The sequence below is a fragment of the Corticibacter populi genome (assembly GCF_004217315.1).
Lineage (GTDB): Bacteria > Pseudomonadota > Gammaproteobacteria > Burkholderiales > Burkholderiaceae_C > Lampropedia > Lampropedia populi.
Genome location: NZ_SGWR01000001.1, coordinates 707737 through 724057 on the forward strand (window position 1 = coordinate 707737; position 16321 = coordinate 724057).

The following is a 16321-nucleotide window of genomic DNA, read 5'->3' on the forward strand; positions in this document are numbered from 1 at the left end:
GGGATCGCGGGCGGATGGGGATGGAACGCCACCGCGCCGGCATGCCGGTTTGTTGTCACAAGTCACATGGCCATAGGGTCACATGGCAGGCGGCAACTGGACGGCGACGGGCTGGATGCTGCCCGGCACGATTTCGGCCCCCAGGTTGTTACGCAGCCACTGCACGCTCGGGTCATTCTCCACGATCGTGCGGGCAATTTCATGGCTGAGGTTTTTCTGCGCCTCGAGCAATTGCGCCGGACTGCGCTCGACGGCACCCGGCTCCAGAGACAGGCTGCCGGACAGCGCGCCCGCAAGCTGCAGCACCTTCTGCAGCTTGCCACGCAACGATTCGTTGTTGAGCGTCTGGTTGGCCACGCGCAGCACCATGCCCTGGTCGCTGCGGCTTTGCAGTTCCGATTGCAAGGCCAGTTCGCGCACCAGGGCCACCAGCTGACCATCCGCATTGAGCTGCTGCACCAGCGCCAGCCACCAGTGGGCCAGCGGCTGGTCGGCCTGCGGCAGCACCGCGACGGAAACAGGTTGCGCGGCGGGTTGGGCAGTTTCGATGTCGGTTTCAGCGGCGAAATTCGGCACTGGCTGCACCGGCTGCGTGGGCTCCGCAGGCGTTGCAGGCGTTTCCTGGGCAGGAATCGCGGCGGGCCCATTGGCATGCGCCTCTGCCACAGGCGTTGCGGCCATGCGCTCGGGTCGAACCGGAACCGTTGGCGGCCGCACATCTTCCCAGGGCGGGGTATCTTCTGCCCCGGTCATCGCCGCAGGCATTGCCGGCGCCGCCGCGATGGGCCGCGGTCTTGTGGCGGCCCCGGCACCTCCGGCTGTGGTCGGCTGCTCGGCCTTGTCTGCGCTGCTTGCATGGCTTGCCGCATCGATGGTCTTGGCGACTGTGGCGACCGGCACCTCCGCGTCTGCCGCCGCCGATGGCCCGGGTCCAGTCGGCGACGCAGGCCGTGCTTCTTCTTCGCTGCCTTGCATGCGGGCTGGGGCCGCGGCGTTTGCCTCGGTCTCTCCAGCCATGCTCGCAACGCTTGCCGCATTGGCTGCATCACCGCCATGGCCTGCCGTCGCCGCAGCTGGTGCGGACGCCGCCGGTACAGCAGCCACCGAACCGGGCGGTGCCTTGAAGGCCAGCAGGCGCAGCAGCACCATCACCAGGCCGGCATGCTCGTCGGGGGCCAGGCCAAGTTCCTCGCGGCCTTTCAGACAGAAGCTGTAGAGCAACTGGGTCTCGTCAGGCGGCAACTGTCCCGCCAGCTCCAGGAGGCGGCGCACGTCGGCGTCCTGCTCGGCCTCGGCAGCGCTCGCCTGGGCAGGCACGTTCTGGTACAAGGCCATTTTCTGCAGCGACAAGGCCAGGTCTTCCAGCACGGAGGCGGCGGCGATACCTTCGCGGCGCAGGCCGTCACACAGTTCGACGACGCGCTGGCCGTCAGCGGCCGCCAATGCGGCGATAAGGTCAAGGATGTAGCGCTTGTCCACCACGCCCAGCATCTGGCGGATCACCGTTTCCTGCAAGGCGCCATTGCCAAATGCGATGGCCTGGTCGGTCAGCGAGAGCGCATCGCGCATGGAGCCGCGCGCAGCGCGTCCGAGCAGTTGCAGGCTGGCGCGGTCGTGTGTGACGGATTCCTTCTGCAGCACATGGCCCAGATGCTCGGCAATCGTGTCCGGCGCCATCGGGCGCAGGTTGAACTGCAGGCAGCGCGAGAGCACCGTCACCGGCACCTTCTGCGGATCGGTGGTGGCCAGCACGAATTTCAGATACTCGGGCGGCTCCTCCAGTGTCTTGAGCATGGCGTTGAAGGCGGTGTTCGAAAGCATGTGCACTTCGTCGATCATGAAGACCTTGAAGCGCCCTTGCACCGGCTTGTAGACCGCCTGCTCCATCAGGCTTTGCACTTCCTCGACGCCCCGGTTCGAGGCCGCGTCGAGCTCGGTGTAGTCGACAAAGCGGCCGGCATCAATGTCGCGGCAGGCCTGGCAGATGCCGCAGGGATGCGCGGTGATGCCACCCTGCCCGTCCGCGCCCTGGCAGTTGAGGGACTTGGCCAGAATGCGCGAGACGGTGGTCTTGCCCACCCCGCGCGTGCCGGTGAACAGGTAGGCGTGGTGCAGCCGCTGCTGCTCCAGCGCATTCGAGAGCGCCTTGACGACATGCTCCTGTCCCACCATTTCCTCGAAGTTGTGGGGGCGATATTTGCGCGCGAGTACCAGATAGGACATGCGCGGATTGTACCCACAGGCGGGTCTGCAGCCGCTCCTTCGGCGGGAGATTCGGCAGGAGCAAAGGCCACATGCACTACAATCGCCGGTGACGGGCCTCCCCGCATGGTGAAACAGCCAACCGGGTCAGGTGGGGAACCAAGCAGCCCTAACTGCGTAGTCAGTGCCGGGGTCAGGCTCGTCACCCTTCTTCCTTCCAGGTGCCTGTGCGGCATGGCTGTGACAGGCCGGCGCCAGGCCAAGCCAGTGCCCTTGCCGGCGGCAGATGCACGCTTCATGCCTCCCGCCATCCACGCAACTCCCCCTCAAGCCATTCTCACCCGTCCGGCACACCAGGCCGAAGCCTGGCTGGCTGCGCTCGGGCAGTTCGGCGTGCGCGCCGAGAACCTGCCGCTGATCGAGATCCAGCCCATGCAAGGGCCGGCTTTCAACGAGGCGCAGCAACGCATTGACGAGGGGATCGACCAATGGGATGCCATCATGCACGTCAGCGGCAGCGCCGTGCAGCACTTCTGGCAACCCGCGCGGCTGCGGCGCTGGCTGGCACTGTGGCAGGCGCACCCGGTTCCCGATGCCGGTTCGGCTGGCAGCGGCCCTGCCCGGCGCGTGCCTCGCCTGTGGGCCCCAGGGCCAGGCACCGCGCAAGCCCTGCTGGCCCTGGGCCTGCCAGCGGGCGCCATCGATCAGCCCCGTGTGGAAGCTGGCCAGTTCGATTCCGAAGCCCTGTGGCAGCAGGTTGAGGGCCAGATCGGCGAGGGAAGTCGCGTACTGATCGTGCGCGGGCTCGATGGCAACGCGGCCGATACGGCCAATGCCGCCGACACAGCCGCAACGCCCGCACTTGCCCAACCTCTGGCCGGACATGGGCGTGACTGGCTCAGCCAGGCGCTGCGCCAGCGCGGTGCCGAGGTCGAGCTGCTGGCCGTCTACCGTCGTATCTGCCCATCCTGGAGCGCGCATCAACGCGCGCTGGCCAGCGCGGCCGCGGCGCAGCGCAAGGTCTGGGTGTTCAGCAGTTCCGAGGCGCTGCACCACCTGGCGCTACTGCTGCCCGGGCATGACTGGGCGGCGCACCGCGCCATTGCCACGCATGCACGCATCGTGCAAAAAACCCGTGCGCTGGGCTTCGGTACTGCGCGCGAGAGCCGCCCCACACCGCAGGATGTGGCCCTGGCGATAAAATCCCTGCCCTGAACATTCCTGCCCCGACCGACACTGTGGACCAGCCCTCCAACGACCACGCCCCGCCGCTGCAACTGCATCAGCTCATCGACCGCTGGCGCAGGCCGGTGGTGCTGCCCGCCTGGGGCACCTGGCTGCTGATGGCCGGGGCCAGCATCGCACTGCTGCTGGCCTATTCGCAATGGAAGCGGCTCAACCACATCCAGGAGCAGCTGGCGACCCAGTCGGCAGTGACGCAGACCCAGGCCATCGAGGCTCGCACGCTGGCCCAGCAGGCGCAGGAACTGGCGCAGGATGCCGCCGCACGCGCCAAGCTCAGCGAAGTGCGCATCAATGAATACACGCTGCAGCGCTCGCACCTGGAGCAACTGGCCTTCGAGCTCTCGCGCAACCATGACGAGGCAATGCTGGTGGATATCGAGGCCTCGCTGCGGCTGGCTCAGCAACAGGCCCAGTTGACGGGCCTCGCCGACCCGCTGATTGCCGCGCTGCGCAATGCCAGCCAGCGCTTCGACCGGCTCGACCAACCGCGCCTGCTGCCAGTGCATGCGGCCATCGAACGCGATCTGGCGCGCCTGACCAGCACCGCCGTGACCGATACGGCGGGCCTGCTCGGACGCATCGACAGCCTGCTGCTGCAACTCGAGCAACTGCCGCTGAGCAATGCCGTGGGCACGCCCTCCAATCGCGCCACCGCCAGTCCGGAAGTGACCCCCGCCACCGCTGCCGGAGATACTGCAGCGAGCGACGCCGCAGCCGGTGCCACGGAATCCGCAGCCAGCACGGCCAGTGGCGATGGCGCTGTCCCCGTCCACCCCGGGTGGATGCACCGGATCTGGAGCAGCATGCGCGGCGGCGTCTCGGATCTGGTGCGCGTGCAGCGCATCGACCACCCCGACGCAGCGCTGCTGACGGTCGAACAGGCCTTCTTCCTGCGGGAGAACCTGCGCCTGCAGTTGATGAATGCCCGCATGGGCCTGCTGGCGCGCCAGACGGCCTCGGCCCGCGCAGACCTTGCCACCGTGCAGGCGCTGCTGCTCAAGTACTACGACACCGGCGCACCGCGCACCCGCCATGCGCTGCAGACCCTGCGGCAGCTGCAGGAGCACATCCAGGCGGTCGAGACTCCCGCCATCACGGACACCCTGGCGGCCATCGCCGCCGTGCACGCCAGTCGCCAGCCAGCTTTCGCTGCACCTGCCGGCGCCTCCATCAGCGATGGCGACACAACGGCTGAACCAGAGGCGGAAGACCTCAACGGCCCGCAAAGCCGCGCACCGGCACTGGTCCCTTGGCCGGAGCCTGGCCAGGCGCTGTATCGCCCCATGACCTGGGTGGAGGCCGGCTGATGCGCAGCGCCATCTGGCTTCTGATCCTGTTCTGCGGCGCCGTCGCAGCGGCGCTCTTCCTGGGCGACAACCGCGCCACTGTGACGCTGTTCTGGTACCCCTACCGCGTCGACCTGTCACTGAACCTGCTGTTGCTGGCCTGGCTGGCTTTGACGGTGCTGGTGTTTCTCGCCATGCACACGGCCAGCAAGATCTGGCAGATGCCGCTGGAAGCACGTGTGTGGCGCCGCCACCAACGCGAAGTGGCGTCCTACCAGGCGCTGGTGCGCGCCATGCAGCACTACACCCGGGGCGATTACGCCAGCGCGGCCAACGAGGCTCGCTCCTGCCTGGCGTTGGTGAGCAGCCGTTCGGCCCGCCGGCCCGGCCCGGGAGACCCGAGCGCGCAGGAAGCCTCGCGACTGGCCGCCCAGTGCGAGTGGCTGATCCATGCCTGTGAAGAAGCCATGGCGCGCCAAGGAAAACGCTCCCTGCCCGCAGCGAGTGAAACCCTTTGAATTGCGATCCCTCCGCAATGTCAAGGCGGTGCCGGGCCTGGCGGGCTTGGTGAACCTGGTGAACATGCGGCACGGCATGAAACGTTGATGGTTCAGGTCCGACGCAAAGCTGCGGAACGGAAGGGCTTTGTGTGCAACCACAGCTGCTTCGTCAAAAATTAAAATTGATTCGCATTCCATTCAGTGCCATCATCGAATGCCGATATCGACCAGCCGTTGGGCACGCCAGGAGAAAAAACCATGAAAGAGACAGCGATGACGGGGACAGCCATGGAACAGGCATCTGCCTCGACCCGCAATGCCCTGCTGCTGGGTTGCGTCGCGGCAGTGGCCACCATGCTGGCGGCCTGCGCCAGCACCGCTGGCAACGCACCCGAAGTCAGCATCGAGGAACGCCTGCAGAAGCAGCATCTGCAGATCGGTGAGAGCATCCAGCGCATTCCCTCGTTCGGCATCTCCGGCTGGAGCTATCTGGACAAGCGCCACGTCCTCATCGACAACGGCCCTGGCAAGCAATACCTGATCAGGACCGACATCGACTGCGATGAGCTGGCCTTTGCCAACCACCTCGGCTACACCAGCACCGCCGGCGCCCTCACCCGCTTCGACCGACTCAAGAGCCGCAGCGCCAGCGGCTGGCCGATCGACTGCAACATCGAAGCCATTCACCAGTTGGACAAACTGCCTGCCCTCCAGTGAGTTGATTAGTCAATCAACGCAGCACACCAGCAACGGGTGCAGGGCTCGCTGCGTAGGATCGTAGGAATATCCATCCCCTGCCTGACGGCAATGGCTGACAGCCTGACGCCCTGGGAGCGAGCACCATGGGTGAACTGGCTCCAAGCGAACGCTGCCGACAGAAGGGATCATATTCATGGTGACAATCGAAACCGGGCTTTATGTGCGCATCCAGCAGTTGCACGACGGCCCCAAGCCCTACCCGCTGCAAAGCGGCTTCAATGCACAAACCGCGTATCGGGTGCTGGGCCTGCACACGCCATCGGAAACTGCCGAGGCCTATCTGATCCTCTCGAACGACCGCGACGAGCTCTGGTTCATCAGCAACAAGCATGTGCGCACGGCAAGCCTGAACCCGACGCCGGCCGATTTTCGCCGTCCGCTGGAGCCGTTGACATCTCCCGTGGCACAGGCTGCGCAGACGCAAACAACAGTGAAGGAAGCGCGAAGGGGCCGCACGGCGCCACAGCCCGTGCCTCAGCCAGCCTTGTAGCCTGCGGCGACATCAATCCAGTCCGCATTCGAGCTGGCTTGGAACCTGCAAAGCGGCATTCAGAGCGCATCAGCGCAAGTCGATCCGCACCACGCTGTCAAGTCCGTCCTTGCGGAAAGCCGCGTGCTGCTCACCATGCGGGGCCTTGACCGTCACATACAGCGTCTGGCCATCGGGTGACAGGGCCAGGCTGTTGGGATGCACCGGCAGCTCGAAGCGCCGCTTCACCGCAAAGGTGCTGCCATCGAACACCGTGACCCCTCCCGTGCCATCGGGCTGGCCGTGCGTTGCGCCCCGGTGGCTTGCCACCACTTCATTGCGCCGGGCGTTGTAGATCACATCCAACGTGCCGACACCGCCCACCGGCACGGTCCGCACGAACTGCCCGCTGGCAATGTCGGCCACATAGAGCTGGTTGGTGTTGCCGTCGGCGGCAAACAGGCGCTGGCCTTTCACGTCGATGGCCAGGTTGATGAAGAAGTGCCTCGATGCCTCTGCCGTGTTGGCCTTGCTGTCACCGGTGCTCAAGGCCTGCACCACCTTGCCGCTGTCCGGATCGATGGCGAGGATCTCATGCACGCCGCCCTGGCTGACATACAGCCGATTGCCTAGCGGGTCATACGCCGCGCCGGCCGTCCAGATGCCATCGCTGGTGATGGTGTGGGTGAGCGTGTTCGTCGCACCATCGACGATCCACACCAGCCCTGGCTGGCCGGGGCTGGTGACGAACACGCGGTTGTGCGTCTCGTCGGCGATGACCTTGCGGGTGTGCGCGAAGGATTCCTCGCCCTGATCATTCTTCTGGGGCTGCGCCAGCTGGATCACGCCCTTGACGATGCCGCTCCCGGCATCCACCACCGAGAGCGAGCCTTCCATGGTGTTGCCAACGTAGAGCGTTTGCGTGGTGTTGTTCAGGCCCAGCGCAAAGGCACGACGCGGCACCTGGATGGTCTGCACGGTTTGCAGCGTGCGGGCGTCGAGGCGGTGGACGAAGCCGGCATTCTGGCGATCGAAGCCGTTGATGCTGGCCACGAACACCGAGGCGCCATCGGCGGTGCTCGTGATTTCGTAGATGCCCTTGAAGGCATCCTGACGCAGTTGCGGCGCAGTTGCCAGCACAGCCTGCGCACCGGATGCGGCAGCCTGGTGCGCCGGTGCCGCAGTCTGGCAGCCTGACAACAGCAGCACCGCAGCCAACATGCCCAATTGCAGCGGGCATTTCGTGGAGAAGGAAGAGACGGTCATGGCGATCCTTTGCATGCGAACAAAGATGAAAAAACAAAGATGAAAAAATGAACAGGTTTCAAAAGGCCCGGGCTCGGGCCGCTGCGCCAGCGAACCTGGGTTTCGCTCCAGTGCCCAACCCAGTCAAGCTCAGAACTGCACGTTCAGGCCGGCACGCACGCCCCGCGGCGCGCCGTAGTAGCTGTTGCCTGTACTGGTGTAGTAGTGCTTGTCGAACAAATTGCTGATGTTGATGGAGGCCACCACGTTCTTGCTGACGCTGTAGCGCGCCATCAAGTCCACCACCGCGTAGGACGGCTGCACGAAGCGCTGGTCCCGGTTGGGCCCCAGGCCGTCGGTGTAGATGGCGTTCTGCCAGCGCAGACCGCCGCCGATGGTCAGTCCATTGCCAATGCCCTGAAGGCGGTAGCTGGTAAAGAGCTTGGCGGTGTTCTGCGGAACATTGGTGTTGAGCCGTTCGCCATCGCGGTCCGTGGTGATGTTTCTGGAGAAACTGGCCGACATCTCCCAGCCCGGCCGCAGCAGCCCCGCCACCTCCAGCTCGATGCCACGGCTTTTCGCGCCGGCGACCGACTCATAGGCCTGCGAGCCGTCCGGCGCATACACGTCGGTGATGGCAATGCCCTTGTTGTCCTCGCGTGTCTGGTAGATGGCGGCGCCGATATTGAGCCGATCGTCATAGAAGGCGCCCTTGATCCCGGCCTCATAGGTATTGCCCATCAGCGGATCGAGGTAATCGCCCGTTGCGGTCTTGAGGCTTTGCGGCTCGAAAATCGTCGTGTAGCTGGCATAGGCGGACCAATGCGGACTGAAGTCGTAGACCAGGCCGGCGAACGGAATGACCTCGCCGGTCTCCTGCCGTTTGGTGACGGTGGTCAGGCCCGTCGCATAGCGGTGGCTGCTGGTCTCGCGCCTCCAGTCGGCCACGCGGGTGCCGAGAATCACCGAGAAGGCATCGCTCGGGCGCAGGCGCAGCGACGCAAATATGCCATTGCTGCGGTCCTTGGCACCGCCGTAGCCAACCGACGGGTTGTACGGCTCGGCCGGGTAGGTGCCATCCCAGTCGAAGATGTCGGGCACCGCGCCGCTCCAGCCGGCATGCGACCAGTTGGTGTAGGCGGGATCCGAATGCTCGCTGCGGGCCAGCGTGGCACCCAGGGCCAGGTCGTGCTGACGGCCCAGCAGGCTGAACTGGCCATTGGCGCTCACATCAAGCACATCCTGCCTGGGGGTGTAGACCCAGTGGGTGGCCCAGATCGACACCCCCGCGCCGGTGGCTCGGTCCGGATTGCCGCCGCTGGCGTAACCGACCAGTTCGTCGGAATCCGTCTTGGTGCGCGAGAGGCTGGCCTTGATCTGCCAGTCATTGCTGAAGACATGCTCAAGCTCCGCAAAGGCCGAGGTGCTGTGGCGCCTGGAATAGGCCCAGCTGGGCGCGGCCGAATCCGAGCGGCTCCAATGGGTGCGTGAGCCATCGCTGTAGTAGGCCGGCAGGCCGCCGCGCGCATGGCCCGTGGAGTCATGGCGCTGCTTGCTGGCACCGGCGCGCAGCACGGTGGCCGGTCCCAGATCGGTCTCGATCACGCCATAGAGCACCTTGCGGTCCTCCTCCAGCCGGTCAATGTACGAATCGGCATCCTGCACCGCGGCCACAAGGCGCCCGCGCACGCTGCCGGACTGGTTGAGCGGTGCGGAGATGTCGGCATCGAGCCGGCGGTAGCGCCACGATCCCAGCTCGACATTGGCCGACGCGGCAAAGTCCCGGAGCGGGCGCTTGCGCACCAGGTTGATCGTCGCGCCAGGCTTGCCGGCACCGTTCATCAGGCCGGAGGCGCCACGCACGATCTCGACACGGTCGTACAGCGCCATGTCCTGGCTCTGGAAGATGCTGGAGTAGGAATTGAGCAGCTTGACGCCGTCGACCATGTAGTTGTCGACCTGGAAACCACGCGAATAAATGGGCGAGCTGTCCGAGCCGACGTTGCCGCCCTGGCTCACCGTCAGGCCCGCTGTTTGCGCGGCCACGTCGGTCAACTGCGTCAGCCCCTGGTCCTGCATGCGCTGGCTGGTGATCACGCTCACCGATTGCGGCGTCTCCCGGATCGACAGGGCCAGGCCCGTGGCGGTGTTGGTGGAGCCACTGGTGTAGGAACCCGTGCCATAGGTTTCGGCCGACGCATAGCCGGCGGCAGTCACCGCCACCTCGGGCAAAGCCGCACTCGCTTCCGGCCGGGCTGGCGCCGCCGCCTTGCGCACCACCACTTCTGCCCCCTGCACATCGGCCACCAGACCGCTGCCCGCCAGCAACTGATCCAGCGCCTGCCTCACCGTCAGTGTTCCGGCAACCGCCGGCGCCGTCTTTTGCTCGGTCAGCTCGGTCGAATAAATGATGCGCGCACCGGTCTGCAGCGCCAGCGCATTGATGGCTTGCCCCAGCGGCTGGGGCGGGATGCTGATGGCCGAGACACCGCTTTGCGCATGGGCGGACAAGGCCAGAATGGCCGACGTAGCGAGCATGCCTGCACGCATGCGCAAAGGCACGGCCGACAGCGCACGCGGAAGATGGGCGGGAATGGGCACGGGGTATCTCCGGTTGGGTGAGATGCTGAGCTTGGGTGACTGCATACGGCCGCTGCATGCTGGCGATGACCAGTACTGCAAGGCCTCCATGACCCATGGCGTATGCGCCGTGCCGGATGTGAGGTCTGGTTACAAACTATTACCTGTTTTTTTTCAACCGCCGATCGCTCGTGGCTGGCCTGGAACGTGCCGCGGCTATCGTCACCCCGCCATCTGCCCTGCGGCTGACCTGCACCGGCAGCGCCTGCGGCAGTGCGTCGAGCAGGGCTTCGATGCGATCAATGTCATACACGCCCGAGACGCGCAGCTGCGCGACATCCCCTCCTTCGATGTGGACGGCTCCGCCACGGTAGCGCTGGACTTCCGCTGCGACTTCATCCAGCCGCGTGCCATTGAAAACCAGCCGCCCCTGCCGCCACGCACCTGCGGCAAGCGCATCCACGCGCTCCATGGCATAGGAGCCAGGCACGGATGAACCGGCCAGCAGGCCTTGCCCGGCATGCAAGCTCACAGTCCCTGCCTGCGCCAGCTGTCCGGCGCCCGGCCATGGCGAGACCTCCACCATCCCCTCGAGCACAACGACCCGCGTGTCGCCCTTGATCTGCCGAACCGTAAAGGCCGTGCCGATGTCGCGCACCCGGATGTCACCGCTGCGCACGATGAAGGGACGCCAGCCCGGCGCCACCGTGAACGCGGCCTCACCCCGCTGAAGCACCAAGCTGCGGGTGCGCAGGCGCTGCTCCAAGGTCAGCGCGCTGTCGGTATTGAGGACGATGGCGCTGCCATCATCCATGGTATGGCGAACCTGTGCCCCCAAGGCGGCACTCAATTCTTGGCGCTGCAAGACCGGATCTGCCCACCACAGGGCGGCCAGCGCAGCCACCGACAGCATGCCGCCGGCAGCCCTCTTGAGTTGCCGGTGCCGCCTCGCCTGCGCCTCGGTCTGGGCACGCGCCTCGGCCAGCAATTCATCCTTCGAAGGAAAGCGCTGGCGCAGCGCCTCGGCCAAATCCTCGACGCCCGGTACCGCATCGCGCTGTTTGCCCTGCGCGGGCGGCGGAGTCATCGACTTCGCGGGCATCACGTGCTGCCTGCGTTGGCGCGGGCAGCGCCGGCATCAAGCCGCCCGGAGGCCAGATGACGTGCCGGCGCCCAGTCGCGGCAGATGCGCTGCGTGGCGGTGCGCACATGCTGGGCCACGGCAGCGCGGCTGATGCCGGTCTGATTGGCGATGTCAGCCTGCTCCATGCCATGGATGCGGTGCAGCAGAAAACATTGCCGCGGCCGCGGCGGCAAGGCCTCGATGATGTCGACCAAGGCCTGCAGCTGCTGCTGGAAATCCAGCAGGCAGGCGCCATCCTCGTCATGGCTGCGGCTATCCGGCGGGGCCTCCACATAGTCCAGCCAGGCCTGGCTGCGGGTCCTGGCACGGCACCAGTCCAGCGCCCGGTGCAGCGACATCCGGCGCAGATAGGCCAGCGGCGCCCTTACCTCTTCGTCGGGTGGACTGTGCAGAAGCTGCAGACACACCTGATGAATGACATCGCGGGCGAAGTCATGTGCGGGGAAGCGCTTGTGCACATACGTCACCAACTCTTCATAGTGCGCCAGCAAAGCCGGCGTCAGCGAGGCGGGAGAGGACATGCCAGGGGAATGGATGAATCAACGATAGTGATTTTTATTCTATCCACTTCACCCCAAGCCAACCGCGTATCGAAAGGCAACAGCCATGCCATGCATCCGGCACGGCCATGCCCATCGTCCGCTGGCGGCGAGGGCGAATCACGGGCAGGTTCTGAGACGGTGGTTCTGCCGCACCGTGTACACGGTGTCGATCGAGTAAACCAGCAATGCGATCCAGATCAGGCCGAAGCTGATCAGGTGCTGCCGGGTGAAATCCTCGTGGTAGACGAAGACCCCCAGCATCAGTTGCAGGCTTGGCGCCAGGTACTGGAAAAAGCCCAGTGTCGACAAACGCAAGCGCTGCGCCGCATTGGCAAACCACAGCAGCGGCGCGGCGGTGATCACACCGGAGAGCATGACCAGCACGGCCCCACCCAAGCCGTGGCTGCCCAGTGGCACCGCTTCGGGCCGGCCGCTCACCCACAGCAGGTAGAGCAAGGCCACCGGAAAGATCAGCATGGTCTCGATGCCCAGTCCGACCATGCCCGAGACGGGCGTGAATTTGCGCAACAGGCCATAGACTGCGAAGGTGCCGCCCAGCAACAGTGCGATCCACGGCACCACACCCAATGCCCAGACCTGCCAGCACACTCCCAGCACTGCCAGTGCCACTGCCAGCCATTGCGCCGGCCGCAGGCGTTCGTGCAGCACGATGACGCCGAGCAGCACATTGAGCAGCGGATTGATGAAATAGCCCAGACTCGCCTGCACCACATGGGCATGCGTGACGGCCCAGACAAAGGTCAGCCAGTTGACCGAGATCAGCGCCGCCGTCAGGCTCAGCACCAGCATCACCCGGGGCTGGCGCAGCGCATGGCCCAGCTGACGCCAGCCCCGCAGCGCCGACAGCAGCGGCAGCATCAGCACGAATGTCCAGAGCACCCGATAGGCAATCAATTGGCCACTGGGCATCCAGGCCACCCATTTCCAGTAGATGGTCATGAAACCCCAGGCACTGAAGGCCAGCACAGCGTATAGAACGCCGAGCCGAACCTCATCGTCGGCGGCAATGGCAGATGGCATGGCGGTGCTCAGGCGGTGGGATGGTTGCAGGGCTGTAGCAAGGGCGAGGACGGGACAAAGGCCGCGATGATACGCCCGCCGCCACTTTCGCGCTGTCAAGCCTGTGAGGCCGGCGAAGACAGCGCGCCCCCGCATTCCAGGCGCAGCACCATCTTTGTAGGAGGTGTCCCCGAAATCGCCCCAATCGCCTCCCGTGGCTGCATTGGCAAAGCACAAACCAGAGGGTAACGGTAAGATACCGAGAAGGCCTGCCGGGTCCGGTTCCGTCCGCTCGTGGCGTGCCCTGTGCGAATCCAATGAACCATACACCACCATGATGACAAGGAGGTCGTGATGAACACCGCCACCAAACCAGCCGCCCGAGCCGCGACGCCGCGCAGCAGCGCCAAGCCTCCCCTGGCAACCACCCGCAAACGCTTCCGCACGGCCTCCGGACGCACCGGTCAGTTCTATTCGCTGCCGGAACTGGCCAAGATCTACCCGAATGTCGCCCGCCTGCCGGTCTCGATCCGCATCGTGCTCGAGTCCGTGCTGCGCAATCACGATGGCATCCGAATCACCGACGCGCATGTCAGGCAACTCGCCAACTGGAAGCCCAAGGCCAAGCGCACCGATGAAATTCCCTTCGTGCTCGCCCGCGTGGTGCTGCAGGATTTCACCGGCGTGCCGCTGCTGGCCGACCTGGCGGCAATGCGCAGCGTCGCCGCCAGCCTGGGCAAGAGTCCCGAGAAGATCGAGCCGCTGGTGCCGGTGGATCTGGTGGTCGACCACTCCATCATGGTCGACTATTACGGCACCAAGGACGCGCTGGACCTGAACATGAAGCTGGAATTCCAGCGCAATCAGGAGCGCTACGCCTTCATGAAATGGGGCATGCAGGCCTTCAAGACCTTCGGCGTGGTGCCTCCTGGCTTCGGCATCGTGCACCAGGTCAACCTCGAATTCTTTGCTCGTGGCGTTCACAAGACGGCCGAGGAGGTCTACTACCCCGATACGCTGGTGGGCACCGACAGTCATACCACCATGATCAATGGCATCGGCGTGGTCGGCTGGGGCGTGGGCGGCATCGAGGCCGAGGCGGCCATGCTGGGCCAGCCGCTCTACTTCCTCACGCCCGACGTGGTCGGCTTCGAGCTCAAGGGCCGGCTGCGCGAGGGCGTGACCGCTACCGACCTGGTGCTGACAGTGACCGAGATCCTGCGCCAGCAGAAGGTGGTGGGCAAGTTCGTCGAATTCTTCGGCGAGGGCACGGCCAGCCTCACGGTGCCCGACCGTGCCACCATCGCCAACATGGCGCCCGAGTATGGCGCTACCATGGGTTTCTTCCCGGTCGATGAGAAGACCCTCGGGTACTTCGAAGGCACCGGCCGCACCAAGGAGGAAATCGAAGCCTTCGAGGCCTACTTCAAGGCGCAGAAGCTCTTTGGCGTTCCCAAGGCCGGCAGCATCGACTACTCGCAGGTCGTCACGCTTGACCTGGGCGACGTCACTCCCAGCCTCGCCGGCCCCAAGCGACCGCAGGACCGCATCGAGCTGGGCAAGGTCAAGAGCACCTTCACCGAGCTCTTCAGCAAGCCGCCGACCGAGAGCGGCTTCAACCAGGACTCCGAGCGCCTGCATGCACGCTATTGGGCCAGCGGCGGTGATTGTGTGGACGGCCGCCCGGTCGGGCTGCCCACCGACCGGCCGGTGGCCGCCGGCGCCGAGCGCAACAAGGCCGAGATGGTGGCCAACAAGCCTTCCATAGACATCGCGGTGGAGGACAGTTGCAGCCTGCCGGCCCATCGCGAGAGCGACATCACGCTGGGCAATGGCGATGTGCTGATTGCCGCCATCACCAGCTGCACAAATACGTCCAACCCCAGCGTGCTGCTGGCCGCCGGCCTGCTGGCCAAGAAAGCCGTCAAGAAGGGTCTGCGCGTCAAGCCGCACATCAAGACCTCGCTGGCGCCGGGCTCGCGCATCGTCACCGAATACCTTGAGAAGGCAGGCCTGCTCAAGTACCTGGAAAAGCTCGGCTTCGACCTGGCCGGCTACGGCTGCACGACCTGCATCGGCAATGCCGGCGACCTGCGCCCGGAGTTCAACGAAACCATCGTCAAGGACGACCTGGTATGCGCCGCAGTGCTCTCGGGCAACCGCAACTTCGAAGCCCGCATCCACCCCAACATCAAAGCCAATTTCCTGGCCAGCCCCCCGCTGGTGGTGGCCTATGCGATTGCCGGCACCGTGCTCAAGGACTTGATGACCGAGCCGGTGGGCCAGGATGACAAGGGCCGCGACGTCTACCTGGGCGATATCTGGCCCAGCAGCGACGAGGTCTACAAGCTGCTCAAGTACGCGATGAACGCCAAGGCCTTCCGCAAGAACTACGCGAAAGTGCGCAAGGAACCTGGCAAGCTGTGGGAGAAGATCACCGGCGTGGCCGGCGAGACCTACTCCTGGCCGACCAGCACCTACATCGCCGAGCCGCCCTTCTTCAAGGACTTCTCCCTCGACGGCAGCGATACGCACAGCGCCGCGCATGGCGACCAGCCTGGCGCCGCGGTGGCAGGTGCGCGCATCATGGCACTGTTTGGCGACTCCATCACCACCGACCACATCTCGCCGGCCGGCTCCATCAAGGAAAGCTCGCCGGCGGGCATCTGGCTCAAGGCGCATGGCGTGATGAAGCAGGACTTCAACAGCTACGGCTCGCGGCGCGGCAACCACGAGGTGATGATGCGCGGCACCTTTGCCAACGTGCGCATCAAGAACCTGATGCTGCCACCCGCCGCGGACGGCTCGCGCGAGGAAGGCGGACTGACCCTCTACCAGGGCGATGGCGCGCACAAGGGCCAGAAGCTGGCTATCTACGACGCGGCCATGCAGTACATCGCCGATGGCCTGCCCACGGTGATCTTTGCCGGCGAGGAATACGGCACCGGTTCCAGCCGCGACTGGGCGGCCAAGGGCACGCAGCTGCTCGGCATCAAGGCCGTGGTGGCGCGCAGCTTCGAGCGCATCCACCGCTCCAACCTGGTCGGCATGGGCGTGATCCCGCTGCAGTTCAAGGGCAATGATTCATGGCAGAGCCTGCAGCTCGATGGCAGCGAAACCGTGGACATCCTGGTTCACCCCGAGCTCAAGCCGCAAAGCGATGCCATCGTGCGCATTACCCGCACCAATGGCAGCACCGAGGAGGTGACGGTGACACTGCGCGTGGACACGCCGATCGAAGTCGACTATTACCGCGCCGGCGGCATCCTGCCCTACGTGCTGCGGCAGCTGTTGTCCTGAGGCGGGGCGGACGCTCTTCCCACCCCGCT

The 16321-nt window shown here is 65.4% G+C and carries 12 protein-coding genes and 1 other RNA gene; 7 read left to right on the top strand and 6 right to left on the bottom strand.

The window, feature by feature from the left end:
* Window positions 1-78 precede the first annotated feature (78 nt).
* Window positions 79-2223, bottom strand: coding sequence for a DNA polymerase III subunit gamma/tau (gene dnaX / locus EV687_RS03190; RefSeq protein ID WP_122226409.1), 2145 nt, complete (start codon window positions 2221-2223; stop codon window positions 79-81).
* Between the two features lie 90 nt (window positions 2224-2313).
* Between dnaX and ffs the strand changes: the two genes are divergently transcribed.
* From ffs to EV687_RS03220, 6 genes are all read left to right on the top strand, one after another.
* An RNA gene (ffs, locus tag EV687_RS03195) (signal recognition particle sRNA small type) lies at window positions 2314-2409 on the top strand.
* 27 nt (window positions 2410-2436) lie between these two features.
* Window positions 2437-3417, top strand: a complete 981-nt coding sequence (locus tag EV687_RS03200) for a uroporphyrinogen-III synthase (protein WP_122226410.1) — start codon at window positions 2437-2439, stop codon at window positions 3415-3417.
* A 23-nt stretch (window positions 3418-3440) separates the two neighbouring features.
* Complete coding sequence (locus EV687_RS03205) at window positions 3441-4754, top strand: uroporphyrinogen-III C-methyltransferase (RefSeq protein WP_122226411.1); 1314 nt, start codon at window positions 3441-3443, stop codon at window positions 4752-4754.
* A complete protein-coding gene (locus EV687_RS03210; protein WP_122226412.1) occupies window positions 4754-5251 on the top strand; it encodes a heme biosynthesis HemY N-terminal domain-containing protein in 498 nt (165 codons plus the stop codon). Before EV687_RS03205 ends, EV687_RS03210 begins: the two co-directional genes overlap by 1 nt.
* 240 nt (window positions 5252-5491) lie before the next feature.
* A complete protein-coding gene (locus EV687_RS03215) occupies window positions 5492-5950 on the top strand; it encodes a DUF6491 family protein (RefSeq protein WP_130466433.1) in 459 nt (152 codons plus the stop codon).
* Between the two features lie 175 nt (window positions 5951-6125).
* Window positions 6126-6482, top strand: a complete 357-nt coding sequence (locus tag EV687_RS03220) for a hypothetical protein (RefSeq protein ID WP_207226369.1) — start codon at window positions 6126-6128, stop codon at window positions 6480-6482.
* A gap of 69 nt (window positions 6483-6551) precedes the next feature.
* On the opposite strand, the gene EV687_RS03225 is transcribed toward EV687_RS03220, so the two are convergent.
* The 5 genes from EV687_RS03225 to rarD all read right to left on the bottom strand — a co-directional run bounded on the left by EV687_RS03225 (window position 6552) and on the right by rarD (window position 13013).
* Window positions 6552-7727, bottom strand: coding sequence for a YncE family protein (locus EV687_RS03225; protein ID WP_242612442.1), 1176 nt, complete (start codon window positions 7725-7727; stop codon window positions 6552-6554).
* Window positions 7728-7856: 129 nt separating this feature from the next.
* Complete coding sequence (locus EV687_RS03230; protein ID WP_242612443.1) at window positions 7857-10307, bottom strand: TonB-dependent siderophore receptor; 2451 nt, start codon at window positions 10305-10307, stop codon at window positions 7857-7859.
* A gap of 139 nt (window positions 10308-10446) precedes the next feature.
* Window positions 10447-11373, bottom strand: a complete 927-nt coding sequence (locus EV687_RS03235) for a FecR family protein (protein WP_165392807.1) — start codon at window positions 11371-11373, stop codon at window positions 10447-10449.
* A 14-nt stretch (window positions 11374-11387) separates the two neighbouring features.
* On the bottom strand, window positions 11388-11951 hold the full coding sequence (locus tag EV687_RS03240; RefSeq protein WP_122226416.1) for an RNA polymerase sigma factor: 564 nt from the start codon (window positions 11949-11951) through the stop codon (window positions 11388-11390).
* A gap of 138 nt (window positions 11952-12089) precedes the next feature.
* A complete protein-coding gene (rarD, locus tag EV687_RS03245) occupies window positions 12090-13013 on the bottom strand; it encodes an EamA family transporter RarD (protein ID WP_122226417.1) in 924 nt (307 codons plus the stop codon).
* A gap of 333 nt (window positions 13014-13346) precedes the next feature.
* Here rarD and EV687_RS03250 point away from each other — a divergent pair, with 333 nt between their 5' ends.
* On the top strand, window positions 13347-16292 hold the full coding sequence (locus tag EV687_RS03250; protein WP_122226418.1) for an aconitate hydratase: 2946 nt from the start codon (window positions 13347-13349) through the stop codon (window positions 16290-16292).
* Window positions 16293-16321: the final 29 nt, after the last annotated feature.